Origin of the sequence: Hydrogenophaga sedimenti (genome assembly GCF_051857515.1) — a bacterium.
Taxonomy (GTDB): domain Bacteria; phylum Pseudomonadota; class Gammaproteobacteria; order Burkholderiales; family Burkholderiaceae_C; genus Hydrogenophaga.
On sequence record NZ_JBPZHA010000004.1, the window covers coordinates 314,164 to 340,253 of the forward strand.

Consider the following 26,090-nt stretch of genomic DNA (forward strand, 5'->3'; position numbering starts at 1 on the left):
TTCAGAATTCAGTCAACGTCAATCCCCCCGGAGACAAACCATGGCCCCACCCCCGATCGGCGAACAGTCCGCCGCCGCCGTCATCGCCCGTTTCCTCAAGGCGCGCGGCGTCCAGCGCGTCTACGCCCTGTGCGGCGGGCACATCATGCCGATCTGGATGCGGCTGGACGCCGAGGGCATCCGCATCGTGGACGTGCGCGACGAACGCGCCGCGGTCTACATGGCGCACGCCGAGGCGCAGCTGACCGGCGGGCTCGGCGTGGCCCTGGTCACGGCCGGTCCGGGCGTCACCAACGCCATGACCGGCATCGCCAACGCCCACGTCGCCAAGGCCTCGGTGCTGGTGCTCTCGGGCCTGCCGCCCACGCCGCAGGAAAACCGCGGCGCGCTGCAGGACATCGTGCACACCGATCTCGTGCGCAGCCTCACCCGCTACGCCCGCACCGTGCGCCACCCCGACCTGGTGCCGCAGGAACTGGCCGAGGCCACGGCGCGCGCGCTGGGCGAGGCCGGCGAACCCGGCCCGGTCTACCTCGACTTCCCCATCGACACGCTGCGCGCCGACGTGGCGGTGCCGATGCAGCTGCCCGAGGTGTTCGCGTCGCCCGCCGCCCTGCCTGCGCCACCGCACCCGCAGGCGGTGCAGGCCGCGGTGGAGCTGCTGTGGGCTGCGAAACGCCCGCTGTTCATCAGCGGCCGCGGCGCGCGCGGTGCCGGCCCGGCCCTGTGTGCCCTGCTCGAAAAAACCGGCGCCGCCTACCTCGACACCGGCGAGAGCAAGGGCCTGGTGCCCGACGACCACCACAGCGTGGTCGCGGCCATGCGCGGCTCGGTCATGGGCCAGGCCGACCTGGTGATCACGGTCGGCCGCCGGCTGGACTTCCAGCTCGCCTTCGGTTCACCCGCCATCTTTGGCGACGCGAAATTCCTGCGCATCGCGGACACCGCCGCCGAGTTGCGCGACAACCGGCGCGGCGCGGTCGAGGTGTTGGCCAACCCCGGCCTGGCGCTGCAGGCCATGCTCGACGCCGCCCCCGCCACACCGCCCGCCAGCGACGGCGCCTGGCTCGCCGGCCTGCGCCAGCAGCACCGCCAGCGCTCGGCCAAGCTCGCGCAGTCCATGAAGGACGCCCCCAACGGCAGCGACGGCCGCCTGCACCCCAACCGCGTGCTGGCCGCGCTGCGCGAGGCCCTGCCGGCCGACGCCATCGTGGTCGCCGACGGTGGCGACTTCCTCTCGTTCGCGCGCGTCGGGCTGCCCGCCAGCACCTACCTCGACCCCGGCTCGCTGGGCTGCATCGGTGTCGGCACGCCGTTTGGCATCGCCGCCAGCCTGGCCTGCCCGGGCCGCACCGTGGTGGTCGCCACCGGCGACGGCGCCTTCGGCTTCAACGCCATGGAGATCGACACCGCCGTGCGGCAGAAAGCGCCGGTGCTGATCGTGGTGGCCAACAACGGTTCGTGGGCGATCGAGGTGCGCGACCAGCAGGAGACGCACGGCAAGGTGGTCGGCACCCACCTGCAGTTCGCCGACCACGCCGCCATGGCGCGCGCCTTCCACATGCACGGCGAGCGGGTGGAGAAGGCCGACGAACTGGACGCCGCCATCGCCCGCGCGCTGGCCGAGCTGCGCGCCGGCCGGCCCGCCCTGCTGGACGTGATCGTCACGCCCGAGGCCGCGTCGTCCGACGCCAAGAGCGGCCTGGCCTGGGTGCCCGACCTGCAGGCGCTGGGGGCCTGGGACGAGGCGGAGCGGCGCTGGCGGGCAGGTTCCTGAGCGCCAACCACCCAAGGCCCACTACCATGGGGCCCATGAAACCCCTGCAATCTGCTCCCAGCCTGGTCGAGCAGGTCCACCGCTCGATCCTCTCCAGCATCGCCTCGGGCCAGCTGCGACCGGGCGAACGCATCATCCAGGAGCAGCTGGCGCAGCAGCTGGGCATCTCGCGCCAGCCGGTGCAGCAGGCCCTGACCGTGCTGCGCAAGGAAGGCGTGCTGATCGACGCCCCCGGCCGGGGCCTGCAGGTGGCGCCGCTGGACCTGCAGCACGTGCGCCACATGTACGAGGTGCGCGCGGTGATCGAAGGGCTGGCCTTCCGCTGCGCCGCCCAACACAACGCCAAGGCGGCCGCGGCGCGCGGTCCGGCCCTGATCCGCGCCGGGCGCAAGGCCGTGGCCGGCGGCTCCTACAGCGAGATGATTGCCGCCGACATGGCCTTCCACGACGTCATCTACTCGCTCTCGGGCAACCCGCTGGTGGCGCCGTCGATGGAAACCCACTGGACCCAGACCCAGCGCGTCATGGGCGCGGTCCTGATGCGCGACGACAAGCCGCGCGACATCTGGGACCAGCACGAGGCCATGCTGGCCGCCGTGGCGGCCGGCGACGGCGAGACCGCCGAGCGGCTGGCGCGGCGTCACATCCTGGAGGCGGCCGAGTTCATGATCAGCCGGCTGCAACGGGAAGCCGCCTGAAGCGGCCTGTGAGCGCCGGCCCAAGCGCGACAAAACACCGACCCCGGCCCCTTTTCCCCTGATTGCCCTGTGGTTTCCTGCCTATGATGGGTCAGACTGGCCGGCAGACCCGACAAGCTCCGCGCCCCCGCCCCCGGTGGTCCCGCCATCCGGGAAATCCAGCGACAAGAGGCTCGCGTTGTTGCGTAACTACAGAAACAGCCTGCGGTTCCAGGTCGTGCTCCTGATCGGCGTGCTGGCACTGGCCAGCGTCGCCGGCTTCACCCTGATCGTCGGTCACCTGACGCGCTCGCAGATCGAGCAGGACGCGTTCACCCTGCAGCGCCACCTGGCCACCCGCATGTCGACCCAGATGGCCCACGACATGCAGAGCCGCGGCAAGGAAATGCAGTTCCTCTCGCGCCTGGAACGCATCCGCAATCCGGCCCGCAGCGTGCAGGAAAAGCAGGCCGCGCTGCTGGAGATGCAGCACACCTACCCGGTCTATGCCTGGGTCGGCCTGACCGACGTGCACGGCACCATCATCGCCAGCACCGAGCCGCGCCTGGCCGGCGCCCAGGTGCCCCAGCGCAGCTGGTTCGTGCAGGGCAGCCAGGGGCTGTATTTCGAAGGCGCCCACGAAGCCACGCTGCTGGCCAAGCTGCTGCCGCCCGCCCGCTGGGACGAACTGCCGATGCGGCTGCTGGACGTGTCGCTGCCGGTACTCGACAAGGACGGCCAGTTCATCGGGGTGCTGGCGGCCCACCTGAGCCTGGACTGGGCCTACGAGCTGCGTGCCCAGCTCCTGGCCTCGGTCGAGGACGAGCGCCTGGAAATGCTCCTGTTCGACCGCGAAGGACGGGTGATCGTCGGCAGCCCGGGGGTCCCGGCCATGCGCACCCCGTTCGGTGCGCTGGCATCGCTGCGCGAGAGCGCCAGTGGCCGGATGGACACCCGCCTGGAGACCTGGCCCGATGGCGGCCGCTACCTGACCACCGCGGCCCCGGCCGGCGGCTCGGGCCTGTTTCCGGGGCTGGGCTGGACGGTGGTGATCCGTGCGGCCGAAGACGTGGCGTTCATCGGCGCCAACCGGCTGGCGCTGATCACGGTACTGTGCGGCATGGTGGTCACCATGGTGTTCTCGCTGCTGATGTGGCACCTTGTCGGTCGCCAGATGCGGCCGCTGGAGCGCGTGAGCGAGGCCGCGCAGCAACTGGACGCACAGGGCTTGATGGGCCCCCTGCCCGAGCCGCACGGCGACGGCGAGGTGGCGGTGTTCACCCGCTCGCTCACCGATCTGGTCAATGCCCTGCGCGAGAGCCGCGAGCGCTTCGAGCTGCTGTTCGAACACGCTCCCGTGGCCCTGGCCTTCATCGGCCCCGACGGCCGTGTCCTCAACACCAACGCCCGCTTCGCCTCGCTGTTCGGCTACGGGCGCCACCAGATCGACCACGTCGACACCTGGTTCCGGCTGGCCTACCCCGATCCCTCCCAGCGCGCCAAGGCACAGGCCCAGTGGCAGAGGGCCCGGCAATCCATGGGCCAGGAACGGGTCGAGCTGCCCGGCGGCGAATACGCCGTGCACCGGCAGGGCAACGAGATCTGCATCGTCGAAACCAGCGCGATCGCCATGAAAGACGGGCTGCTGGTCTCGTTCCACGACCTCACGGAGCGGCGCCAGGCCGAAGCCGGCCTGCACCTCTGGGCCGAAGCCTTCGAACGCTCCGAGGTCGGCCTGCTGGTGTCCGACGCCGTCACCAACACCGTCATCGCAGCCAACCCCGCGTTCTCCCGGCAGCGCGGCTACGCGCCCGGGGACCTCACCGGCGCACCCGTCGAGACCCTGTATCCCTTGCGCTGCCACACCGACCTGCAGATCGTGCTGTCGGCCCTCGACACCCAGGACCACTGCATCTTCGAAAGCGAGCACATCGCGCGCGACGGCCGCATCTTCCCGGTGCTGATCGACGTCACCGTGCTGCGCGACGCCGAGGGCCATGCGGTCAAGCGGGTGTCGCACGTGCTGGACCTGACCGAACGCAAGCGCGCCGAGCAGGAAGTGCTGCGCCTGAACGCCGAACTGGAGCAGCGCGTGCAGGAGCGCACCGCCGAACTCAGCGCCGCCAACCGCGACCTCGACAGCTTCGCCTACTCGGTCAGCCACGACCTGCGCGCGCCCCTGCGGTCGGTCAACGGCTTCGCACAGATCCTCGAAAGCGGTTACACCGAGCGGCTCGACGACGAAGGCCGGAGCTACCTGCAGCGCATCCGGCAGGGCACGCAGAAGATGGCCGAGCTCATCGAAGGCCTGCTCGCCCTCTCGCGTTACGCCAAGGCGCCGCTGCACCGCGAAAGGGTCGATCTCTCGGCCATGGCCACGCGCCGGCTGCAGGAACTGGCGGCCACCGACCCGGCGCGAAACGTCTGGTTCGAGGTGCAGCCGGGCCTGGTCGCCGACGGCGACGCCAGCCTGACCGAAGCCCTGCTGGTCAACCTGCTGGACAACGCCTGGAAATACACCGGCAAGACCGCTGCCCCGCGCATCCGCGTGTACGAAGGCGAACTCTCGGGCCAGTGGGGCTTCTGCGTCAGCGACAACGGCGCCGGCTTCGACATGATCAAGGCCCACCGCCTGTTCGAGCCCTTCCAGCGCCTGCACCAGCAAAGCGAGTTCCAGGGCACGGGCGTCGGTCTGGCCACGGTGCGGCGCATCGTCGAGCGCCACGGCGGCCGGATCCTGGTGAACGCGGCGCCCGGTCAGGGCGCCACGTTCTGCTTCACCCTCTCGCCCGACGCGGGGTTCACGGCAGCGAATGGCGCGATCCACGGCTGACGTGGCCTGGGCCGCTGACAGCCCGCCGCTCCCGCGTCAGAGATGGATGCCGCCCGAGACCTCGACACGCTGCCCGTTGACCCAGCCCAGATCGTCCGACAGCAGCGCGGCCATGACCGGCCCGATGTCGTCCGGCGCGCCCACGCGCCCCAGCGCCGTCTGTGAAGCGATCAGGCCGTTGAGCTGCGGGTTGTCGCGCACGGCGCCGCCCCCGAAGTCGGTGGCGATTGCCCCGGGCGCCACGGTGTTGACCGCGATGCGGCGCGCACCCAGCTCCAGCGCCAGGTAACGCGTGAGCACCTCCACACCGCCCTTCATGGCCGCGTAGGCCGCGTAACCGGGCAGGGAAAAACGCGTCAGCCCCGACGACACGTTGACGACGCGGCCACCGTCCGCGATCAGGGGCAGCAGTGCCTGCGTCAGGAAGAACGGTCCCTTGAGATGGATGCGCAGCATCTCGTCGAACTGCGCCTCGGTGGTGGTGGCAAACGTGGCATAGGACCCGCTGCCCGCGTTGTTGAGCAGGGCATCGAAGGTGTCGCGTTGCCAGTGGTCGCGCAGCGCGGCCCGCACCGCGTCGGCAAAGCCCGCAAAGCCCGCGCTGTCGCCCAGGTCCAGCGGCAGGGCCACGGCGCGCGCGCCCAGGGCCTGTGCTTCCTGCACCAGGGTCCGGGCGTCGGTCGCGCCCTGGCGGTAGGTGGCGATCAGGTCGTGGCCGCGTCCGGCCAGCCGCAGTGCGGCGTTGCGGCCCAGGCCGCGGCTGGCACCGGTGACGAGCGCGATTTTTCGGGAGGTCATGGGGAAGTCCTTTGAAGCGGTGGATGGAACAGGGAGGCAGTCTATTGATCGACTTCTCTTTGATAAACCACATGCTTCTGTCTAGACTGTGCAAAAAATCCATCCAATCGAGCCACATGAACCTCACCGAATCGTTGCGCGTCTTTGTGCGCGTGGCCGACCTGGCCAGCTTCAGCGCCGCCGCCGACCAGCTGGGCCTGCCACGCACCAGCGTGTCCGCCGCCGTGCGCGAGGCCGAGGCCGAGCTCGGCACCCGCCTGCTGCACCGGACCACACGCCGCGTGCAGCTCACGCAGGACGGTCGGGTCGTGCACGAGCGCGCGCAGGATCTGCTGGCCGACATCGACGAATTGCGCGGGCTGTTCCAGGACGAACCCCGCAGCCTGCGGGGCCGGCTGCGCGTGGACATGCCGCAGACCCTGGCGCACGAACTGGTCATCCCCGCGCTGCCGCGCTTCCTGGCCGAGCACCCGGCGCTGGAGATCGAGCTGTCTTCGGTGGACCGCCGGGTGGATCTGGTGCGCGAAGGTTTTGACTGCGTGCTGCGCGTCGGGCGGCTGGCCGACTCCAGCCTGGTCGCGCGGCCCCTGGGCAGCTACCGCATGGTCAATCTGGCCAGCCCCGCCTATCTCAAGGCCCATGGCAAACCCCGTACGCTGGCCGACCTCGCTTCGCACCGCCTGGTGCACTACGTGTCCACGCTGGGCAGCCGGCCCGAGGGTTTCGAGCACGTGGACGCGGACGGGGCGGTGCACGCGCTGCCCATGCAGGGCGCGCTGACCGTCAACACCACGGCCGCCTACGAAGCGGCCGCGCTGGCCGGCCTGGGGATCATCCAGGTGCCCGAGGCCGGCATGCGCGCCCACCTGCAGGCGCGGCGGCTGGTGGAGGTGCTGCCGCGCTGGCGGGCCGCTCCGCTGCCGGTGTCCATCGTCTACGCCCACCGGCGCCACCTGCCGCAGCGGGTGCAGGTGTTCATGCAGTGGCTGGCCGCGCTCGTCACCCCGCGCCTGCAAGCCTGAGCGACACTGCGCCACAAGGAGCCCCACCATGAGCCATTCCCCCCCTGGACCCCATGCTGGCGACGGCCTGCCCCGCTGCCGCTGGTGCGACGGTGCCCCCGAATTCCCGGCCTACCACGACGCCGAATGGGGCTTCCCGGTCGCGGACGACCGGCGCCTGTTCGAGAAGGTCTGTCTCGAAGCCTTTCAGTCGGGCCTCTCGTGGCGCACCATCCTGGGCAAACGCGAACACTTCCGCCTCGCCTTCCTCGGTTTCGACTTCGACCGCATCGCCGCCTTCGGCCCCAGGGACGTGGAACGCCTGCTGCAGGACGAAGGCATCGTGCGCCACCGCGGCAAGATCGAGGCCGTCATCCGCAACGCGGCCGGCGCGCAGGCGCTGGTGAAGGAGTTCGGTTCGCTGGGCGCCTACTTCTGGCGCTTCGAGCCCGACCCCGCGACCCTCGCCGCGCCGCAGACGGTCTCCACCCACGCCGCGTCCGTGGCCATGTCCAAAGACCTCAAGAAGCGCGGCTGGGCATTCGTCGGCCCGACCACCGCCTACGCGTTCATGCAGGCCATGGGCCTGGTGAACGACCACGAACCGGGTTGCCATGCGCGCGCCAAGGTGGCGGCCGCGCGAGCGAAGTTCAAACCACCGGTGGCCTGAGGCCGACGGCCCGCCGTCACCGGCAGATCCGGGTCAGCGCGACAGCGCCATCCGCACCCCCAGCCCGACGAACACCACGCCACTCACGCGGTCCAGCCACAGGCCGGCGCGCGGCCGGCGCTGCAGCCACTGGCCGATGCCGCCGGCGAACCAGCCCAGCGCGCCGAACAGCACGGCCGCCTGCAGCGTGAACACCAGACCCAGCACCGCCATCTGCAGCGGCACATGGCCCTGCGCCGGCACCACGAACTGCGGCAGGAACGACAGGAAGAACAGCACCACCTTGGGATTGATGGCGTTGGCCAGCATGCCCTTGAGGAACTGGCGCGAGAGCGACGTTTCACCCGTGCTGCCCTCTGGCGCAGCGGCCACACCGGCACCACCGCGGCTGCGCAGCGCGCCGATGCCCAGCCAGACGAGGTAACCGCCACCGAGCACCCGCAGGGCCGTGAACGCCACGGGCGACGCCGCCAGCACCGCCGACACACCCAGCGCCGCCAACACGGTGTGGCTCAGGCATCCGGTGGCACAACCCAACCCGAAGGCCATGCCCAGGCGCCGACCTTTGGACGCGCCCACGCCCAACACCATGAGGTTGTCGGGCCCCGGCGTGGCCGTGAGCAGCACGGCGGTGAGCAGGAACGGGAGGATCTGGGCGAGGGTGACGGTCATGGTGCGGGGGCGAACACGCGTTCGAGCGTGGCGGGCAGCAGTGCAGCGTTGGCGGCGCGGATGGCGGCGTGGCGGGCTTTGAGCTTTGACACTTCAGCTTGCAACTCATTGAACTTCTTTTGCACGCTCAAAGCGGGCACAGGAACTTCAATTTTTGAGAGATTCCCAAGACTCAGCGTTCGATTGCGATCTGCAGTCCCCGGCGAAGCCAGTCCGATCTTTTCCAACCCATCCGCGGAAAGAAGGTAGTAGGCCAAGAACCCAGAAGTTGCTTGCCCTGGGTCTGGTTCACAAGTGATGTACCTGTGCGAGGCGATACACCCGTCGTGCTGGTGGTTGGCCACTGCAACAGCACCTTCCCACGCTTTGATATTGCTCAGCACCAGGTCCCCCTGCTTGACCCACACAGGCTTTTGCCATGTGGCCTCTGCACCGTCAAAGTCTGGTTTCACGAACAAACCCTTGCCAAACGAACGCGCTCCTACCTCCCGGTATTTGAGGGATACATCAATCGCCACCGGCCTCCGAATGATTGATGCAACTTGAGTCAAAGGGCAAAACCGGACATTCGAAATTGCGTCACGGAATTGCAGCGCCAGAAGATGTTCGGCGTCACGCTCCACCGCGTCCAGATGCGCTTCCACCTGCCGGGTCTTGTCGGCCAGCGCGTCGAGGCGAGCGACGATGGTCTGCTGTTCGGCCAGCGGCGGGAGCGGCATTTGATGGGCCAGAACCTTGTCGGGCTGCACGCGGATGCGTCGCGAGCCCACACCCTTGCTGCCCATGGCGATCGCCTGCCAGACGTTTGGACACTGGAAATACCACTTGAGAAAGCCGGGCTCCAGCCGCGAACGATCCACGGCGAAGCCGGGGTATTCGTTCGATATGAAGTGGCCATCGAAAACTTCATCCACCAGCCCGTAGGAACCTTCAAACGCAAAGAGGCGGCTGTAGATGAAATTGCCCGCCCGAACGCGGTACAGCGTGCTCGCACTGGTCTGCATGCCGTCAATGGGCGGCTTGGCAAAGAGTCCGCGACCAAAGCTGTAGATACCGAAGTTGGGGTACTGCTGGTCCTGTCGCACGGCAACGGGTTCGTTGTCCGGGGTCAGCAGGTCCGACAGCGCAACCAGAGACCAAGCCTTCATTCCCCCACCCCCACATCCCCACCGCGCCCCACGCGCCGCGCTTCCAGCTCGCGGCGCGAACGTTCCAGCTCGGCTTCGAGCAACTGGGCGTCGGGCAGCACGGTCTGGTATTCGGCGGCCATGACCTTGTTGGGCAGGCCGTCGAGGGCGTAGCGCGCTTCGTTGGCGCCCTTGCTGGTGCACAGCACCAGGCCCACGGGCGGGTTCTCGCCGGGCTTCATCCAGTGTTCGCGGGCGTAGTTCAGGTACAGGTGCATCTGGCCGGCGTCGGCGTGGCTGAACTTGCCGATCTTCAGGTCGATCACCAGCAGGCAGCGCAGGCGGCGGTGGAAGAACAGCAGATCCACGCGGAACCAGCTGTCGTCCAGCCGCAGGCGGCGCTGGCGGCCAACAAAAGCGAAGTCGTCGCCCAGCTCCAGCAGGAAGTCGGCCAGGTGCTGGATGAGCGCGTCTTCCAGGTCGGACTCGGAGTACTCGTCCTTGAGCTGGAGGAATTCGAGCACGAAGGGGTCTTTGAGCGCCTGCTCGGGCGTGATGGCGTCGCCCGGTTGGGCGGTTTCGGCCTTTTCGAGCATGGCCGCCTTGTTGTGCGAGAGGGCGATGCGTTCGTAGAACTGGCTGTTGACCTGCCGGTCGAGCTGGCGCACGCTCCAGCCGCAGCGCAGGGCTTCGGTTTCGTAAAAGCGGCGGGCGGCGGTGTTCTTGACGGACAGCAGCCGCACATAGGCCGACCAGGGCAGCGGGAAGGCCTGGGCCAGAGCGGTGATGTCGATCGAATGCCGAGACGGTGTCTCGGATATCGCGCGCAAAGCCCGTTCCCCAGACGCTGTCTGCGAAATCCGGGCAGGGGTCGATTTCGCAGACGCTGTCTGCGAAATCTGCGCAGGCGTCCAGGCGAGGTAGAACAGCCGCATCTGCTCCAGGTTGCGTTCGGAGAATCCACGACCAAAGCGCTGGGACAGATCGGCGGACAGGCGCTTGAGCAGAGCTTGTCCGTATTCGGCCCTGTCCTTGCCGCCCTGCTCCAGTTCAACGATGCGCCGCCCGATCTCCCAGTAGCTGGCCGTCATCAGCGCGTTGACGCTGCGCGCGGCGGCGCGGCGGGCTTCTTCGAGCAGGGCAACGATGTCGCCGTGGACGGCGGTGTAGCCGGCCAGATCCGGACTTGCCGGCAGGGCTTGCTTGCTCACGTCTGCACCTCGTTGACCAGGGCTTCGATGTCGGCGAGCAGGCGCACCACCTCGGCTTCGTGGCTGCGCATGGAGGCGATCAGGTCCTTCGGGTCGGCGTGTTCGAGGCCGACCTTGGCGTGGGGGTTCTTGAAGTCCAGGTTGTGGCCGCGCGCGACCACGTCGACGGCGCTGACTTTCCAGGCGTGGGGGCCTTCTTCGCGGGCGTTCCACCAGGCCAGCACGGGGGCAAATTCTTCGTACTGCAGGGGCGCGGTCTTGCTGTACTTTTTGCGGCCTTCGGGCAGGGGAAGTTCGTAGAACCAGATGGTGTCGGTGGGGCCACCGCGTTCGAAGAACAGCAGGTTGGCGGGGATGTCGGTGTAGGGCGCGAACACGCCCTGGGGCAGGCGCACGATGGTGTGCAGCTTGAATTCCTTGAGCAGTTCCTGCTTGATGACGGCGCTGATGCCGTCGCCGAACAGGGTGCCGTTGGGCACGACGACGGCGGCGCGGCCACCGCGCTCGGCCGTCTTGCGGCTGCCCGGCACAGGCGCGCCAGCCACGCGCAGCATGCGCATGATGTATTGCAGGAACAGCAGGGCGGTTTCGGCGGTCTGCATGTTGGGCGGGAAGTTGGCCTTGATGCCGACCTCTTCTTCGCCACCAAAGGGTGGGTTGGTGAGGATCACGTCCACGCGGTCGCTGTGGCCGATTTCGCTGATGCGGCGTTCCAGCGTGTTGCCGTAGGCGATCTGCGGCGCTTCGAGCCCGTGCAGCAGCAGGTTCATCTGCGTGAGCATGTAGGGCAGCGGCTTGGCTTCCTGCCCGAACAGGGTGCTGCGTTGCAGGCTGCGGCGCTGTTCGGGCGTGGCGACCTGCGGGGCGAGGTGGTCGTAGCTTTCGACCAGGAAGCCGCCGGTGCCGCAGGCGGGGTCGAGCACGGTTTCGCCCAGGCGCGGGTCGCTCACCTGCACCATGAAGCGCACCACGGGGCGCGGGGTATAGAACTCGCCGGCGTCGCCGGCGGCGTCGCGCATTTCGCGCAGCATGGATTCGTACAGGTGCGAGAGGGTGTGGATCTCTTCGCTGGCGCTGAAGTGGATGCCGTTGATCTTGTTGAGGATGTCGCGCAGCAGGTAGCCGCTGACCATGCGGTTCTGCACACCTTTGAAGACGTTGGCGATGACTTCGCGCTGGCTGCCTTTGTCGCCGGTGGCGGCCAGGCCGCGCAGGTAGGCGAACAGGCCTTTGCCGACACTGCCGTCGGTGCGGATGGCGGCTTCCTGGCCGATGAAGGCCAGCAGTTCGTCGCCACTGATGCCGTCTTCGCGGGCGGCCCAGTCGCGCCAGCGGTAGGGGGCTTCGATGATGGGCTTGTAGCGCCGGCCGTCGAGCTGGGCTTCCTGCTCGTGCATGAGTTCCAGGTCGTCGAGGAACTTGAGGAACATGACCCAGGTGAGCAGGGGCAGGCGGTCCACGTCACCGTTGAGGCCCTTGTCTTTGCGCAGGATCTTGCGGGCGGTGCCGATGAGGGCGGAGAGGTTGTCGCGGGTGGTCAGCGGGGCTTTGGCTTTGGCCATGGAATCGGTGCGGTTTTCTGGTTATTCAGGGGTAGAGCGCGGTCTGCAGCTGGGCGACGGCGTCTTTCATGCCGTTGACGCCGCCGAAATGGCGCACGGCGATTTCGGCCGGGCTGCCGTAGCGGTCGAACGGCTGGACTTTCATCAGTTCGGAGAGGGCCTGGAACTGGAAGATGCCGCGCTCGATGTAACGGTCGAGCATCAGCGAGAGGATTTCGCGGGCGGTGTCCCCGTGCTGGGCAAACAGGTCTTGCACGCGGCGGCGGGCCTGTTCGGCGCGCTCGCGGCGGGTGCGCAGGGGCGCGTTCCAGGCCAGGTGGCAGAGCAGGTCGAAGGGGTCGGCGTCGGGCTGTTCGCTGCTGTTGGCAAGCTCTTCGAAGCTGATGCCGCGTTCGGTGAGTTCGCGCAACACTTCGCGGCGGGTGTCGGGGTTGGCCCAGGCGGACTGCAGCGCTTCGCGAGTCGGGTAGAGGGTGCGCACGGCGCGGCCGGAATAGTCGGTGTATTTGACGACCTGGAGCTTCTTGCCGTCGGTGTCGAGGTCGTAGACGAGGTGGCCGATGACCTCGACCTCACCGCCGTCGATGTAGAACTTGCGCGGTTCGGCGGGTGGCTCGCCGAGCAGATGGCCTGCGCCAGGGCCCATCTGTTCTTCGCGCGGCGCCCACACGGCGTCGGCGTCCCCGGGCACGTCATCGGCGGCAGGCTCGATCTGTGCGATGACCTGTACCTGGTGGCCCTCTTCGTCCAGCAGCACTTCTTCGATGCGGGCGGGTTCGCCGTCGAAATCGGGATCGGCGAAGTGGCGAGTGGCGGTGCCGGTGAAGTCGATGATGTTGAAGTATTCCTTGCCGTAATCGACCTTGAGCCGGGTGCCGCGCCCGATGATCTGCTTGAACTCGGACCGTGAGCCGACCACGCGGGCCAGCACCACGTTCTTGACCATTTCGGCGTCCACGCCGGTGGTGAGCAGTTGCGAGGTGGTGAGGATGACCGGGGTGGGTTTGTCGACGTCCTGGAAGTTCGCGAGATGCGTGAGGCCGATGGCGCCTTCGTCGGCGGTGACGCGGCAGACGTAGTCGGGGTAGCGCTGGACGAGGTCGCGGTTGAGGTTGAGCAGTTCCTGGCGCATTTCGGCGGCGTGTTCCTGGTCGACACAGAACACGATGGTCTTGGCGAAACGGTCGGTGCCTTTGAGGAAGTCGCTCAGGTGGCGGGCCATGGCGCGGGTGCGCGCGCGCAGGGCGACCACGCGCTCGAAGTCCCTGGTCTGGTATTCGTCGTCGGGCACCTCGCGGCCGTAGCGGTCGAGTTCGTCTTTGCCGGGGCGCCAGCCAGCGGCGTCCACGGTGGTGATGACGCGGTGTACGCGGTAGGGAGCGAGGAAGCCGTCTTCGATGCCCTGGCGCAGGCTGTAGGTGGTGACCGGGTTGCCGAAGTAGGCGTAGCTGTCGCGGGTTTCCTCACGCAGGGGGGTGGCGGTCATGCCGAACTTGACGGCTGGCTCGAAGTGGTCGAGCACGGTGCGCCAGGCGCTGTTGTCGCGGGCGGAGCCGCGGTGGCATTCGTCAATGACGATGAGGTCGAAGAAGTCGGGCCGGTACTGGCGGAACACGTCTTCGCTGGCGGTCGTGAGCGCCTGGTAGATGCCGAAGTACATGTCACGCCCCTGGCTGAGATCGCTGCTGGCAACCTTGTGCCGGGCGTCACCAAAGGGCGCAAACATCTTGGCCATGGGATCGTCCACCAGGATGTTGCGGTCGGCCAGGAACAGGATCTTGGGACGGCGGTGCTCGCCGGTGCGGTTCCAGCGGCTGCTCCAGAGCTTCCAGCAGACCTGGAAGGCCACGCAGGTCTTGCCGGTGCCGGTGGCCAACGTGGCCAGCACGCGCGGCTGCCCGAGCAAGATGGCTTCGATCACGCGGTCGATGGCGATCTGCTGGTAGTAGCGCGGCACTTTGCCGGCCGCGAGGTTGAAGGGTTCGAGCAGGTGCGCCGCTGCGCTTTGCGGCCACTGCGCGGCGGCGCTGAGCCGGGCGAAGAGTTCGTCGGGCGTGGCGTAGCGGTCCACCTCGCGCTCGGTGCCGGTGGTGTAGTCGATCTCGATGATGCGCAGGCCGTTTGTGGCGTAAGCGAACTTGAGGCCAAGAATTTCAGCGTATTCGCGCGCCTGCTGCACGGCGTTTTCGGCGGGCAGGCTGGTTTCCTTGGCTTCGACCACGGCCAGGGGAAAGTCGCGCCGGTAGAACAGCAGGTAGTCGGCCCGCTTTTGGGGCCCCCGGCGCACCACGCCACCGGCGACCACGATCCGGCCATTGGTGAAGCTGCGTTGTTCGCCCATGAAGCTGGGCTCGGTGGCCCAGCCGGCTTCCACCAGCCTCGGGGTGACATGCACCCGGCAGGTATCGGCTTCGGTCATGGTGTTGCTGCGCATGGGTTCCCTGGACATGATTTCCCTGCCTGTTCGGAAGACTCGTAGAGCATAAGGTAGTCACCATGCAGGCAGTTCCTCAGCGCGTCTGCAAAGCCAGCAGGCCGCCGAGCTCGCGAAGCCAGGGCTTCGCCGAACGAAGTGCCCTGGATCGCAGTGGCGACAAAGTACATGGTGCTGTCTTGGCGCCGGGGGTAGAACGGCACCCGGAACGTGGGCGAGAACGGCAGCCACGGCGGTTCGACAGCACACCGGCCCGGGTGCACACTGGAGCAAGATTCCACGCGCCAGCGCCACTGCTGGCCCTGAACCCGCGAGCGACTCTTGAACACCACGAACACCCACGACGCCGACATCACCACCGGCCTGACCGCGGCCGAAGCGGCACAGCGCCTGACCCGGGACGGCGCCAACGTGCTGCCCGGCGGGCAACGCCGCAGCCTGCTGTCCATCGCGGTCGAGACGGCGCGCGAGCCCATGTTCCTGCTCCTGCTGGCCGCGGCCTCGCTCTACCTGGTGTTCGGCGATCTGCGGGAGGGCCTGACCCTGCTCGCCTTCGTGGTGATCACGCTGGGACTGACGCTGTACCAGGAAGGCAAGACCGAACGCGCCATCGAGGCGCTGCGCGACCTGACCAGCCCGCGCGCGCTGGTGATCCGCGACGGCACACCGCAGCGCATCGCCGGCAGCGACGTGGTGCGTGGCGACCTGCTGCAACTGAGCGAGGGCGACCGGGTCCCGGCGGACGCCCTGCTGCTGTCGGCCGACGGCGTGCAGGCCGACGAGTCGCTGCTGACCGGGGAAGCGGTGCCGGTGGGCAAGCGCGCGGCCCTGGCGGTCGAACTGGCGCAGGCGCCGGCCTCTGCGTCCGGCCGCGGCGCGCGCCCCGGCGGCGACGACCTGCCCACGGTGTACGCCGGCACGCTGATCGTGCAGGGCCACGCGCTGGCACGCGTCACCGCCACCGGCGCGCGCAGCGAGATCGGCCGCATCGGCAGCGCGCTCGGCCAGGTCGGCCACGAAACCTCGCCGCTGCAGAAACAGACCACCCGGCTGGTGCGCAACCTCGCCCTGCTGGCGCTGGTGCTGAGCCTGGCCCTGGTGGTGGTCCATGGCCTGGTGCGCGGCGACTGGCTGCAGGCGGTGCTGGCCGGCATCGCGCTGGCGATGGCGATGCTGCCGGAGGAATACCCGGTGGTGATGACCGTGTTCCCGGCGCTGGGCGCGCGCCGCCTGTCCAGGGAAGGGGTGCTCACCCGGCGCATCAACGCGATCGAGACCCTGGGCGCGACCACCGTGCTGTGCAGCGACAAGACCGGCACCCTCACCGGCAACCGCATGGCGGTGACGCACCTGGCCGCCGGTGGCGCGGCGCTGCCGGACCGGCTGGCGCTGGCGTCGCTGGACAACGTACCGCTGCCCGAGGCCTTCCACACGCTGGTCGAGTTCTCGATCCTGGCGAGCGTGGTGGACCCCTTCGATCCGATGGAGAAGGCGTTCCACCAGCTCGGCGAACGCTTCCTCGCCGGCACCGAACACCTGCACCGCGACTGGCGTCTGGTGCAGACCTACGGGCTGAGCCCGGCGCTGCGCGCGATGTCGCACGTGTGGGCGGCATCGGACGGTGCCACGCAGACGGTCGCGGCCAAGGGGGCTCCCGAGGCGGTGATGGACCTGTGCCACCTCGACAGCGCGCAGAGGGCCCACATCGCCAGCGTGGTGGACGGCCTGGCCGCCCAAGGGTTGCGCGTGCTCGCGGTGGCCAGCGGCACGTTCGAGGGCCAGGACTGGCCCGAAGGCGAACACGATTTCGATTTCACTTTCGTCGGCCTGCTGGGGCTGGCCGACCCGGTGCGGCCGCAGGTGCCGGCCGCCATCGCCGAGTGCCGCGCCGCGGGCATCCGCGTGGTGATGATCACCGGCGACTACCCGGCGACCGCCCTGGCGATTGCGCAGCAGGCCGGGCTGGCGGGCTCCGGGGCCGAGGTGCTGTCGGGCGACGAGATGGCCACGCTCGACGACACCGCGCTGAGCGAGCGCATGGCCCGCGTGAGCGTCTGCGCCCGCATCGCGCCCGAGCAGAAGCTGCGCATCGTGCAGGCCCTGAAGGCGCGTGGCGAGATCGTCGCCATGACCGGCGACGGCGTGAATGACGCCCCCGCGCTGCGGGCCGCGCACGTGGGTGTGGCGATGGGCCAGCGCGGCACCGACGTGGCGCGCGAATCGGCCTCGCTGGTGCTGGTGGACGACGACTTCGCCGCCATCGTGCGCGCCATGCGGCTGGGGCGGCGCATCTTCGACAACCTGCGCAAGGCCATGTCCTACGTGCTCGCGGTGCATGTGCCGATCGCCGGCATGGCCCTGCTGCCGGTGCTGTTCGGCTGGCCCTCGCTGCTGTTCCCGATGCACATCGCCTTTCTCGAACTCATCATCGATCCCGCCTGTTCGATCGCCTTTGAAAACGAGCCCGCCGACCGTGACGTGATGCAGCGACCGCCCCGCGACGCCCGCGCGCCGCTGTTCGGCGGCCTGAGCCTGTGGTTCGCGCTGCTGCAGGGACTGGGCGTGCTGGCGGTCGTGCTGGGTGCCTTCGCCTGGGCCGCACCCCGCCTGCCCGAAGAAGAGGCCCGCGCCTTTGCCTTTGCCACGCTGGTGGTGGGCAACCTGTCGCTGATCTTTTCCAACCGCTCGGCGACCGCCCCGGTCTGGGTCACGCTGCGCGCGCCCAACGCCATGCTCTGGGGGGTCGTGGGCATGGCGCTGGCCATGCTGCTGGCGGCCCTCTACATCCCCTGGGTCGTCGGGTTGCTGCGTTTTGCACCGCTGCCGGCGCACGAACTGGCCGCGGCCTGCGGGCTGGGGGTGCTGAGCGTGGTCTGGTTCGAAGCCATCAAGGGATTGCAGCGGCGCCAGGGCCGTCCCGCGCGGGCGGTTCAGGCCGACCACTCATAGCCGAGCGCGGTGACGGTGCCGCGCCAGTAGGTCTTGCGGCCTTCGGGCAGCAGCCAGGCGACCTCGCCGGCGAAGGGCACGGTCATGCCATCGACGCGCCGGTGGTCAGACCAGGAGCCCTCCCAGGGCGCCATGTCGATCTGCCGGCCCACCATGCGGCCACGCGCCTGGGCGAACACCGAGCGCACCATGCCCTCCCCGTCGAACTGGAACAGCAGCGTGAGCGAGAGTGCGCCGTCCGTGAGGGTGGCGTTGGCACTGTCCCCGTCCACCGCGGTCCATTGCACGCCCTGGCTGGGCAACAGGGCCGTGGGGTACCAGGCGGCCTCGGCGAGGAAGCGCATCAGCTCGCCGCGCGCCAGCTCGCCGTCGCCCTGCAGATCGGCGACACGGAACAGGCCCAGCACGGCCGCCCGCAGCAGCCCCTGGCCACCGGCATAGCTGTCGTGCACGCGCACCGGCAGGCCGGGCAGCATGGCGATGCGGGCGTCCCACAGAAAGCCGGGCCGCTGCACGACCACCCGCTGGCGCGAGGTGAACGGCTTCCACTGCTCGTCGGTGGACGACATGTTGAACTGGCCCGTGTGTGACAGGGTGACCGCGGTGACCAGGGGCTGCCCGGGGGTGAGCACGGCGCGGAAGTACCGCTGCACGGGCGCCGGCAGGTGGTCGATTTCGCGCGGGTCGTAGCGGAGCGGTCCGGTCGCCCGGCGCTGTGCGTCCAGCCGCGCATGGATGGCGCGCGTGGCCCCGGCCCAGCGCCGGGCGCCGAGCACGCCCAGCCCCGACACGGCAAGGGCCATCGCCACCCCGAACAGAAGAATTCCGGTGAACCAGTGCATGCCGCCCAGCGTACACAGCACCGCCCGCGGTCGGCGCGCCGGCGGGCCCTTTCCGAAGGGACATTGAGATGGCTCAAGAATTTCCGCGCTACACTGCGCGCCTGCTCCGGGGTGCACCGGCCTTACAAGGTCTGGCGCTGAGATGGTTGAAGAACCGAACCCGCGAACTTGATCCGGCTAGTACCGGCGAAAGAAGAGCGTTGCCTTGAAGGACCCGTGCATGGGGCGAAGCCGCCCACGCCCGAGGTCCCTCCGGGCGGTCCTCCGGAGCTGTTCGTTTCGCAACAGCTTTTTCAAACAGGAGACCGCCCCATGAACGCCCCCGACAAGCTCCAGCAGCTGCTCACGCTCACCCGAGAGCCGTTTCCCCAGTCGCGCAAGGTCCACGTGCCTGGCGCGCTGCCCGGCGTGCAGGTGCCGATGCGCGAGATCGCGCTGACCAACGGCGAACAGGTCACGGTCTACGACACCTCGGGGCCCTACACCGACCCGCAGGCCCGCATCGACATCCGCCAGGGCCTGTCGCCGGTGCGCAGCCAGTGGGTGGCCGCGCGCGGCGACACCGAGGCCTACGAGGGCCGCCACCGGGTGGCGCTGGACGACGGCGGCAAACACGGTGATGAGGCCGATGCGCGCATCGAAGCCCTGCGCGCCGAAGCCGCCGGCCTGCAGCGCCAGCCCCTGCGCGCCAAGGCGGGCGCCAACGTGACGCAGATGCACTACGCACGAAAAGGCATCGTCACCCCCGAGATGGAATACATCGCCATCCGCGAGAACGGCAAGCGCGAGTGGATGAAGGAATACCTCGGCAGCGCCGAGCGCGAGGCGCGTCTCAAGGGCAACCCCATGGGCGCCCGCATTCCCGACGTGATCACGCCCGAGTTCGTGCGCGACGAGGTGGCGCGTGGCCGCGCCGTGATCCCGGCCAACATCAACCACCCCGAGGTGGAGCCGATGATCATCGGCCGCAACTTCCTGGTGAAGATCAACGCCAACATCGGCAACTCCGTCGTGACCTCGTCGATCGAAGAGGAAGTGGAAAAGCTGGTGTGGGCTATCCGCTGGGGCGGCGACACGGTGATGGACCTCTCGACCGGCAAGAACATCCACACCACGCGCGACTGGATCGTGCGCAACTCGCCCGTGCCCATCGGTACGGTGCCGATCTACCAGGCGCTGGAGAAGGTGGGTGGCGTGGCCGAAGACCTCACCTGGGAAATCTTCCGCGACACGCTGATCGAGCAGGCCGAGCAGGGCATCGACTACTTCACCATCCACGCCGGCGTGCGCCTGCCCTTCATCCACCTCACGACGCAGCGCCGCACCGGCATCGTCTCGCGCGGCGGGTCCATCCTGGCCAAGTGGTGCATCACGCACCACAAGGAAAACTTCCTGTACACGCACTTCGACGAGATCTGCGAAATCATAAAGGCGTATGACGTGACCTTCTCGCTGGGCGACGGCCTGCGCCCCGGCTCGGGCGCCGACGCCAACGACGAGGCGCAGTTCGCCGAGCTGCGCACCCTGGGCGAGCTGACCCAGATCGCCTGGAAGCACGACGTGCAGACCATGATCGAAGGCCCCGGCCACGTGCCCATGCACATGATCCAGGCCAACATGGACGAGCAGATCAAGCACTGCCACGAAGCGCCGTTCTACACGCTCGGCCCGCTGACCATCGACATCGCGCCGGGCTACGACCACATCGCCAGCGCCATCGGCGCCGCCATGATCGGCTGGATGGGCACGGCCATGCTCTGCTACGTGACGCCCAAGGAACACCTGGGCCTGCCGGACCGCGACGACGTGAAGCAGGGGATCATTGCCTACAAGATCGCGGCGCACGCGGCCGACGTGGCCAAGGGCCATCCGGGACAACGCGCGCGCGACGACGCGATGAGCAAGGCGCGTTTCGAGTTCCGCTGGCGCGACCAGTTCGCGCTCGGCCTGGACCCGCAGACCGCCGAGGCTTACCACGACGAGACCCTGCCCAAGGACTCCAGCAAGGAAGCGCATTTCTGCAGCATGTGCGGCCCGAAGTTCTGCTCCATGAAGATCACGCAGGATGTGCGCGACTACGCCGCCGCCAAGGGCCTGAGCGAAGAGCAGGCGCTCAGCGATGGCATGGCGCAGAAGAGCGCAGAGTTCAAGGCCGTGGGCGGCGAGTTCTACGTGCCCGTCTCGTCCATCGCCACCAAGGCCTGAGCCATGGCCCGCATTGGCATCGCCGGGGCCGGCGTGCTGGGGCGGCTGCTGGCCTGGCAGCTCGGCCGCGCCGGACACACGGTCACGGTGTTCGACCCGGCCTCCGGGCCGGGGGCTCCGGAGACGGGCTCGCTGACTTTGTCCGCCCCGCACGCGGCCGGGTTCACCGCGGCCGGCATGCTCAGCCCGCTGGCCGAGCTGGACAACGCCGGTCCCGAGGTCGCACGGCTGGGCTGGCGCTCGCTGGCCCTGTGGCACGGCATCGCCGACGCGCTGCGCGATGCCGGCTGCACCGCACCGCTGTTCGCGCAACACGGCAGCCTGATGGTCGCGCACGGCGCCGACCTGGGCGCGGCGCGCCGCGTGCTGGCGCGGCTGGAGGCGGCCCCGGCGCTGGCGACCGAGCTGCCGGCGCCGCAGCCGCTGGACCGCACCGCGCTCGCCGCCCTGGAGCCGGCGCTGGCACCCGATCTGCACGCCTGGCTGCTGCCCGGCGAGGCCCAGGTGATGAGCCGCGACATGCTGACCGCACTGGCGCTGCACGCGCCGAATGTGCACTGGTGCTGGGGCGAACGCGTGACCCGCGTGGCGCCGCGGCAGATCACCCTCGCCGACGGAGAGTCGGTGGCCGTGGATCTCGCCATCGATGTGCGCGGCGCCGGTGCCCGGCCGGACATGCCGATCCGCGGCGTGCGCGGCGAGGTGATCTGGCTGCACGCGCCGGGAGTGCGGCTGCAGCGCCCGGTGCGCCTGCTGCACCCGCGCCACCGGGTCTACATCGTGCCGCGACCGGGTGACCTGTTCGTGGTCGGCGCCAGCGAGATCGAGAGCGAAGACCGTTCGCCCGTCAGCCTGCGCAGCGCGGTCGAACTGATGACCGCGGCGCACAGCGTGATCCCCGAGCTCGCCGAGGCGCGCATCGTGCACATGGAAGCCAACCTGCGCCCCGCCCTGCCCGACAACGAACCACGCACCGAACAGACGCCCGGCCTGCTGCGCATCAACGGCCTGTTCCGCCACGGCTGGCTGCTCGCGCCCGCACTGGTGGAACAGCTGGAACTCCCCCCCGCGCCCGTCACCCCATGCTGACCTTCAACGACCTGACCCTGCCCTGTCCCGACGGCCTGACCCTGGCGCAGTTGCTGGAGGAACAGGGCGTGGATGCCGCTGCCGTCGCGACCGCCGTGAACGGACAGTTCGTGCCCCGCCCGCAGCGGGGCGCCACCCCCCTCAAGCCACAAGACACCGTGCTGACCTTCCAGGCCATCGTCGGCGGCTGACGCCGGACCATTTCTTCAGGAGACACACCATGTTCCGCACCCTGCTCAAGTCCAAGATCCACCGCGTCGCGGTGACCCAGTGCGAGCTGCACTACGAAGGCTCCTGCGCCATCGACGAAAACCTGCTGGACGCCGCCAACATCGCCGAGAACGAACAGATCCACATCTGGAACATCAACAACGGCGAGCGCTTCGTCACCTACGCCATCAAGGGCGAGCGCGGCAGCGGCATGATCTCGGTCAACGGCTCGGCCGCGCGCCGCGCCTCGGCCGGCGACCTGATCATCATCGCCGCCTTCGCGCAGGTGCACGAAGACCAGGTCGCCACGCACCGCCCGCAGCTGGTGTTCGTGGACGAACACAACCGCGCCACCGGATCGCGCGACCACGTGCCGACGCAGCAGTCGTGAACCGCCACGGTCCGAGGAGCCCGAGCCCATGTCTTCCCTGAACGTCTACGGCGTCGCTCTCGCGAGCCGCTTCCTGCTCGGCAGCGCCGGCTACCCGTCGCCGCAGGTGCTGGCCGACAGCATCGCGGCCAGCGGCGCAGAGGTCGTCACCGTCGGCCTCAAGCGCACCCTGGCGGCCGGCGGCGACAACGGCTTCATCGACATCGTCCGGGCGGCGATGCGCGAACGCGGCGCGCGCCTGCTGCCCAACACCGCCGGCTGCCGCACCGCGCGCGAAGCCATCGCGCTGGCGCACATGGCGCGCGAGCTGTACGGCACACCATGGATCAAGCTGGAGGTGGTGGGCGACGAGCACACGCTGCAGCCCGACCCCTGGGGCACGGTGGAGGCGGCGGCGCAACTCATCCGCGACGGCTTCGCGGTGTTCCCCTACTGCACCGACGACCTGGTGACCTGCCAGCGCCTGCTGGATGTGGGTTGCGAGGTGCTGATGCCCTGGGGTGCGCCGATCGGTTCGGGCCAGGGCCTGATCAATCCGTTCGCCTTGCGCACCCTGCGCGCGCGCCTGCCCGGCGTGCCGCTGGTGGTCGATGCCGGCATCGGCGCGCCGTCGCACGCCGCGGCCGCGATGGAACTGGGTTTCGACGCTGTGCTGCTGAACTCCGCCGTCAGCCAGGCGGTGGACCCGGTGCGCATGGCGCGTGCCTTCGGCCTGGCGATCGAGGCCGGACGTGCCGCGTTCGAGGCCGGCGTCATGGCACCGCAGGAGATGGCTGTCGCCAGCACGCCCGTCAGCGGACACCCCTTTCTGATCCCATGAACAAGACCCCCGTGATCTGGAGCATCGCCGGCACCGACAGCGGTGGCGGCGCGGGCCTCGCGGCCGACCAGCGCGCGGCCGATGCCTTCGGCGTGCACCTGTGCCCCGTGGTGGCCGCGGTGACCGCGCAGAGCACCACCGCAGTGACCCGCATCGACGCGGTCGCGCCCGCGCTGCTCGACGCACAGCTCTCGGCGCTGGCGGCCGACCTGCCGCCCGCCGTGATCAAGACCGGCCTGCTCGGCAGCGCGGACAACGCCTGGGTCGTGGCCCGCTGGATCGACCGGCTGCGCCAGCGCGGTCCGGTGGCGCTGGTGATCGACCCGGTGCTGCGCGCCAGCACCGGCGCCGCCTTCGCCGACGTCGAGCTGCTGCGGGCCTACCGCGAAGCCCTGCTGCCGCGCGCCACGGTCATCACGCCCAACCAGTCCGAAGCGCTGATCCTGCTCGGCGACCCGTCGCCCGACGGCGTGCCGTCACTGGCGCGCGCACTGCAGGCGTTGGGACCGGAGGCGGTGGTGGTCACCGGCGGCGACGCGGCCACACCGGACCAGTCGCTCGACTGGCTGCAGACGCCGCACGCCTGCGGCTGGCTGTCGCTGCCACGCGTCCCGACGGTCCACCACCACGGCACCGGCTGCACCTTCGCCAGCGCACTGGCCTCGGCACTCGCGCTGGGCTGGGTGGGCGCCGACGCCGCCGTGCTCGCCAAGATGGCGACCACCCACGCCCTGCGCCACGCGCGCGCCGTCGGCCTGGGCGCAGGTCCGGTGATCGCCCGCGAAGGCTTCGGCACCGATCCGACCCTGCTGCCCCTGCTGGGCCTGGACGAAGAGCCGCCACGCCATGCACCGGCGCCCACCCCGGCCCGGACGCCCGGCGTCTACGCCATCGTGGACAGCGCCGAGCGCGTCGAGGCCGTGCTGCGGGCGCAGCCCACGGTCGACACGATCCAGCTGCGCATGAAGCGCCCCGCCGGCCTGGCCGATGCGGCCTGGCAGGCCCGGCTGGGCGAGGCCATCGCCCGCAGTCAGCGCGCGGCCGACGCCGCGGGGGTGCAGCTCGTGGTCAACGACCACTGGCAGACCGCGCTGGCCGCCGGCGCCCGCGCGCTGCACCTCGGGCAGGAAGACCTGCTGGCGCTCACGCCCACCGACCGCACGCAACTGCAGACTGCCCGCGGGCACGGCGTGCAGCTCGGCCTGAGTTCGCACAGCCTGTGGGAGCTCTGCCGCGCGGCGGCCCTGCAACCCGACCTGATCGCCTGCGGCCCGGTCTGGCCCACGACGACCAAGGACATGCCGTGGCGGCCGCAGGGGCTGGACAACCTGGCCTGGTGGGCGCACATGGCGCCGGCACCGGTGGTCGGCATCGGCGGTGTCCTCGAACCGGCGCAGCTGCGGTCGGTCGCTGCGGCGGGCGCGGCCGGCGGCTGCGTGGTGCGCGGCCTGGGCGACGATCCCTCCCGGACGCTGCCCGACTGGCGCCGGGCCTGGCGGGACGGTCTGGCGCAACGGGCCACCCGGGGGCTTCCGGGGTGGCCGCACCCCACGCTGCACGGACCTTTCGGCGACACGGAGATCTAAGGGTTAACCCTGATATCTGATAAGGTTCGGGGGTTTCGTCACCGCCGGGCGACCGGGGCGCCAGACGCCCAGGAGCACCGGCATTTTTCATCCCGGAGAAAACCCATGGATCGTCGTTCCCTCATCAAGAACGCTGGCATCGCCGGCGTGCTGTCCGCCGGCCTGGCCCCCGCCGTGCACGCCCAGGCCGCCGTGCGCTGGCGCCTGGCGTCCAGCTTCCCCAAGACGCTGCCCACCATCTTCGGTTCGGCCGAGAAGTTCGCCGAAACCGTCAAGGCCCTCTCGGGCGGCAAGTTCGAGGTCTCGGTGCATGCCGGCGGCGAGCTGGTGCCGCCCTTCGGCGTGGTCGACGCGCTGCAGGGCAACACCGTCGAGATGGCACAGACCGCCTCCTACTACTTCACCGGCAAGGACCCGATCTTCGCCTTCGGCTGCGCCGTGCCTTTCGGTCTGACGGCGCGCCAGATGGACGCCTGGATGGAACACGGCAACGGCCGCAAGTACCTCAACGAGTTCTATGCGAAGTACAACATCGTCTCGATGAGCGCGGGCAACACCGGCACCCAGATGGGCGGCTGGTACCGCAAGGAAATCAAGACCGTGGCCGACCTCAAGGGCCTGAAGATGCGCCTGGGTGGCGGGCTGTTTGGCGAAGCCATGGCCAAGCTCGGCGTGGTCGCCCAGAACATGCCGGCCGGCGAGGTTTACCAGGCGCTGGAAAAGGGCACGCTGGACGCCACCGAGTTTGTTGGTCCGTTCGACGATGAGCGCCTGGGCTTCCAGAAAGTGGCCAAGAACTACTACTACCCCGGCTGGTGGGAAGGCGGCGCCGAGCTGGAGTTCTTCATCAGCAAGAAGGCCTTCGACGCGCTGTCGGCCGAGAACAAGGCCATCGTGAACGCCGCCGCCGACGTGGCCGCGCGCGACATGACCGCCAAGTACGACGCCCAGAATCCGGCGGCCCTGCGCCGTCTGGTGGCCGCTGGCACCAAGCTGCAGGCGTTCAGCAAGGAGATCATGGATGCGGGCTACAAAGCCTCCATGGAAGTCTTCGCCGGACACGAGGCGAAGTCCCCCGAGTTCCGGAAGATCCACCAGGACATGCGCGCCTTCCAGCGCGACCAGGTGCTGTGGAACAAGTTCTCCGAATGGCGCTACGACAGCTACATCGCCGGTCTGAAGCTCTGATCGGCCGACCATGAAAAAGCCGCTCGATGAGCGGCTTTTTTTGTGGGT

20 protein-coding genes and 1 riboswitch are annotated in these 26,090 nt (G+C 69.2%); of the genes, 13 read left to right on the top strand and 7 right to left on the bottom strand.

All coding sequences use genetic code 11. The annotated features are described in order from the left end of the window. Positions 1-40: 40 nt before the first annotated feature. From ACS5NL_RS08790 to ACS5NL_RS08800, 3 genes are all read left to right on the top strand, one after another. On the top strand, positions 41-1,777 hold the full coding sequence (locus ACS5NL_RS08790) for a 2-hydroxyacyl-CoA lyase (RefSeq protein ID WP_439353351.1): 1,737 nt from the start codon (positions 41-43) through the stop codon (positions 1,775-1,777). 35 nt (positions 1,778-1,812) lie between these two features. After that, complete coding sequence (locus ACS5NL_RS08795) at positions 1,813-2,475, top strand: GntR family transcriptional regulator (protein WP_439353352.1); 663 nt, start codon at positions 1,813-1,815, stop codon at positions 2,473-2,475. A gap of 178 nt (positions 2,476-2,653) precedes the next feature. Beyond that, positions 2,654-5,287, top strand: a complete 2,634-nt coding sequence (locus tag ACS5NL_RS08800) for a sensor histidine kinase (protein ID WP_439353353.1) — start codon at positions 2,654-2,656, stop codon at positions 5,285-5,287. Between the two features lie 36 nt (positions 5,288-5,323). Here the strand turns inward: ACS5NL_RS08800 and ACS5NL_RS08805 are convergent, their stop codons facing one another. Beyond that, positions 5,324-6,085 (bottom strand): SDR family NAD(P)-dependent oxidoreductase, encoded by a 762-nt coding sequence (locus tag ACS5NL_RS08805; protein WP_439353354.1) that lies wholly within the window; start codon positions 6,083-6,085, stop codon positions 5,324-5,326. 116 nt (positions 6,086-6,201) lie between these two features. Here ACS5NL_RS08805 and ACS5NL_RS08810 point away from each other — a divergent pair, with 116 nt between their 5' ends. Beyond that, positions 6,202-7,107, top strand: coding sequence for a LysR family transcriptional regulator (locus tag ACS5NL_RS08810; protein WP_439353355.1), 906 nt, complete (start codon positions 6,202-6,204; stop codon positions 7,105-7,107). A 28-nt stretch (positions 7,108-7,135) separates the two neighbouring features. After that, positions 7,136-7,756 carry a DNA-3-methyladenine glycosylase I gene (locus tag ACS5NL_RS08815; protein WP_439353356.1) on the top strand — a complete coding sequence of 207 codons (621 nt, stop codon included), beginning with the start codon at positions 7,136-7,138 and terminating at the stop codon, positions 7,754-7,756. A gap of 33 nt (positions 7,757-7,789) precedes the next feature. Here the strand turns inward: ACS5NL_RS08815 and ACS5NL_RS08820 are convergent, their stop codons facing one another. Genes ACS5NL_RS08820 through hsdR form a run of 5 tightly spaced genes read right to left on the bottom strand, consistent with a single transcriptional unit; the run spans position 7,790 to position 14,762 of the window. Then, positions 7,790-8,428 (bottom strand): LysE family translocator, encoded by a 639-nt coding sequence (locus ACS5NL_RS08820; RefSeq protein ID WP_439353357.1) that lies wholly within the window; start codon positions 8,426-8,428, stop codon positions 7,790-7,792. Beyond that, positions 8,425-9,576, bottom strand: coding sequence for a restriction endonuclease subunit S domain-containing protein (locus ACS5NL_RS08825; protein ID WP_439353358.1), 1,152 nt, complete (start codon positions 9,574-9,576; stop codon positions 8,425-8,427). The genes ACS5NL_RS08820 and ACS5NL_RS08825 overlap by 4 nt, the downstream gene beginning before the upstream one ends. Next, positions 9,573-10,766, bottom strand: a complete 1,194-nt coding sequence (locus tag ACS5NL_RS08830) for a PDDEXK nuclease domain-containing protein (RefSeq protein ID WP_439353359.1) — start codon at positions 10,764-10,766, stop codon at positions 9,573-9,575. The genes ACS5NL_RS08825 and ACS5NL_RS08830 overlap by 4 nt, the downstream gene beginning before the upstream one ends. Beyond that, entirely contained in the window at positions 10,763-12,328 is a 1,566-nt protein-coding gene (locus ACS5NL_RS08835; RefSeq protein WP_439353360.1) for a class I SAM-dependent DNA methyltransferase, read from the bottom strand. The genes ACS5NL_RS08830 and ACS5NL_RS08835 overlap by 4 nt, the downstream gene beginning before the upstream one ends. Before the next feature lie 25 nt (positions 12,329-12,353). Further along, complete coding sequence (gene hsdR / locus ACS5NL_RS08840; protein WP_439353478.1) at positions 12,354-14,762, bottom strand: EcoAI/FtnUII family type I restriction enzme subunit R; 2,409 nt, start codon at positions 14,760-14,762, stop codon at positions 12,354-12,356. Positions 14,763-15,083: 321 nt separating this feature from the next. Here hsdR and ACS5NL_RS08845 point away from each other — a divergent pair, with 321 nt between their 5' ends. Next, positions 15,084-17,711: a cation-translocating P-type ATPase gene (locus ACS5NL_RS08845; protein WP_439353361.1), complete on the top strand. Its 2,628-nt coding sequence runs from the start codon at positions 15,084-15,086 to the stop codon at positions 17,709-17,711. On the opposite strand, the gene ACS5NL_RS08850 is transcribed toward ACS5NL_RS08845, so the two are convergent. Continuing rightward, a complete protein-coding gene (locus ACS5NL_RS08850) occupies positions 17,693-18,553 on the bottom strand; it encodes a DUF6920 family protein (RefSeq protein ID WP_439353362.1) in 861 nt (286 codons plus the stop codon). The genes ACS5NL_RS08845 and ACS5NL_RS08850 overlap by 19 nt on opposite strands. A gap of 97 nt (positions 18,554-18,650) precedes the next feature. Continuing rightward, a riboswitch (TPP riboswitch) is annotated at positions 18,651-18,765 on the top strand. Between the two features lie 100 nt (positions 18,766-18,865). Here ACS5NL_RS08850 and thiC point away from each other — a divergent pair. From thiC to ACS5NL_RS08885, 7 genes are all read left to right on the top strand, one after another. After that, positions 18,866-20,758 carry a phosphomethylpyrimidine synthase ThiC gene (gene thiC, locus ACS5NL_RS08855; protein WP_439353363.1) on the top strand — a complete coding sequence of 631 codons (1,893 nt, stop codon included), beginning with the start codon at positions 18,866-18,868 and terminating at the stop codon, positions 20,756-20,758. 3 nt (positions 20,759-20,761) lie between these two features. Continuing rightward, positions 20,762-21,847 carry an FAD-dependent oxidoreductase gene (locus ACS5NL_RS08860; protein ID WP_439353364.1) on the top strand — a complete coding sequence of 362 codons (1,086 nt, stop codon included), beginning with the start codon at positions 20,762-20,764 and terminating at the stop codon, positions 21,845-21,847. Next, entirely contained in the window at positions 21,841-22,038 is a 198-nt protein-coding gene (thiS, locus tag ACS5NL_RS08865) for a sulfur carrier protein ThiS (RefSeq protein ID WP_439353365.1), read from the top strand. The genes ACS5NL_RS08860 and thiS overlap by 7 nt, the downstream gene beginning before the upstream one ends. A 29-nt stretch (positions 22,039-22,067) precedes the next feature. Next, positions 22,068-22,448 (top strand): aspartate 1-decarboxylase, encoded by a 381-nt coding sequence (gene panD, locus ACS5NL_RS08870; RefSeq protein ID WP_439353366.1) that lies wholly within the window; start codon positions 22,068-22,070, stop codon positions 22,446-22,448. A 28-nt stretch (positions 22,449-22,476) separates the two neighbouring features. Then, on the top strand, positions 22,477-23,268 hold the full coding sequence (locus ACS5NL_RS08875; protein ID WP_439353367.1) for a thiazole synthase: 792 nt from the start codon (positions 22,477-22,479) through the stop codon (positions 23,266-23,268). After that, complete coding sequence (locus tag ACS5NL_RS08880; RefSeq protein ID WP_439353368.1) at positions 23,265-24,854, top strand: PfkB family carbohydrate kinase; 1,590 nt, start codon at positions 23,265-23,267, stop codon at positions 24,852-24,854. Before ACS5NL_RS08875 ends, ACS5NL_RS08880 begins: the two co-directional genes overlap by 4 nt. A gap of 105 nt (positions 24,855-24,959) precedes the next feature. Then, the gene (locus ACS5NL_RS08885; RefSeq protein WP_439353369.1) at positions 24,960-26,042 is read left to right on the top strand and encodes a TRAP transporter substrate-binding protein; all 1,083 of its coding nucleotides are present in this window, start codon (positions 24,960-24,962) and stop codon (positions 26,040-26,042) included. Positions 26,043-26,090 lie beyond the last annotated feature (48 nt).

Coding starts and splice junctions, on each gene's coding strand:
- ACS5NL_RS08790 (WP_439353351.1), top strand. CDS start 41: ATGGCCCCACCCCCGATCGGCGAACAGTCCGCCGCCGCCGTCATCGCC.
- ACS5NL_RS08795 (WP_439353352.1), top strand. CDS start 1,813: ATGAAACCCCTGCAATCTGCTCCCAGCCTGGTCGAGCAGGTCCACCGC.
- ACS5NL_RS08805 (WP_439353354.1), bottom strand. CDS start 6,085: ATGACCTCCCGAAAAATCGCGCTCGTCACCGGTGCCAGCCGCGGCCTG.
- ACS5NL_RS08810 (WP_439353355.1), top strand. CDS start 6,202: ATGAACCTCACCGAATCGTTGCGCGTCTTTGTGCGCGTGGCCGACCTG.
- ACS5NL_RS08815 (WP_439353356.1), top strand. CDS start 7,136: ATGAGCCATTCCCCCCCTGGACCCCATGCTGGCGACGGCCTGCCCCGC.
- ACS5NL_RS08820 (WP_439353357.1), bottom strand. CDS start 8,428: ATGACCGTCACCCTCGCCCAGATCCTCCCGTTCCTGCTCACCGCCGTG.
- ACS5NL_RS08825 (WP_439353358.1), bottom strand. CDS start 9,576: ATGAAGGCTTGGTCTCTGGTTGCGCTGTCGGACCTGCTGACCCCGGAC.
- ACS5NL_RS08835 (WP_439353360.1), bottom strand. CDS start 12,328: ATGGCCAAAGCCAAAGCCCCGCTGACCACCCGCGACAACCTCTCCGCC.
- hsdR (WP_439353478.1), bottom strand. CDS start 14,762: ATGCGCAGCAACACCATGACCGAAGCCGATACCTGCCGGGTGCATGTC.
- ACS5NL_RS08850 (WP_439353362.1), bottom strand. CDS start 18,553: ATGCACTGGTTCACCGGAATTCTTCTGTTCGGGGTGGCGATGGCCCTT.
- thiC (WP_439353363.1), top strand. CDS start 18,866: ATGAACGCCCCCGACAAGCTCCAGCAGCTGCTCACGCTCACCCGAGAG.
- ACS5NL_RS08860 (WP_439353364.1), top strand. CDS start 20,762: ATGGCCCGCATTGGCATCGCCGGGGCCGGCGTGCTGGGGCGGCTGCTG.
- thiS (WP_439353365.1), top strand. CDS start 21,841: ATGCTGACCTTCAACGACCTGACCCTGCCCTGTCCCGACGGCCTGACC.
- panD (WP_439353366.1), top strand. CDS start 22,068: ATGTTCCGCACCCTGCTCAAGTCCAAGATCCACCGCGTCGCGGTGACC.
- ACS5NL_RS08875 (WP_439353367.1), top strand. CDS start 22,477: ATGTCTTCCCTGAACGTCTACGGCGTCGCTCTCGCGAGCCGCTTCCTG.
- ACS5NL_RS08880 (WP_439353368.1), top strand. CDS start 23,265: ATGAACAAGACCCCCGTGATCTGGAGCATCGCCGGCACCGACAGCGGT.
- ACS5NL_RS08885 (WP_439353369.1), top strand. CDS start 24,960: ATGGATCGTCGTTCCCTCATCAAGAACGCTGGCATCGCCGGCGTGCTG.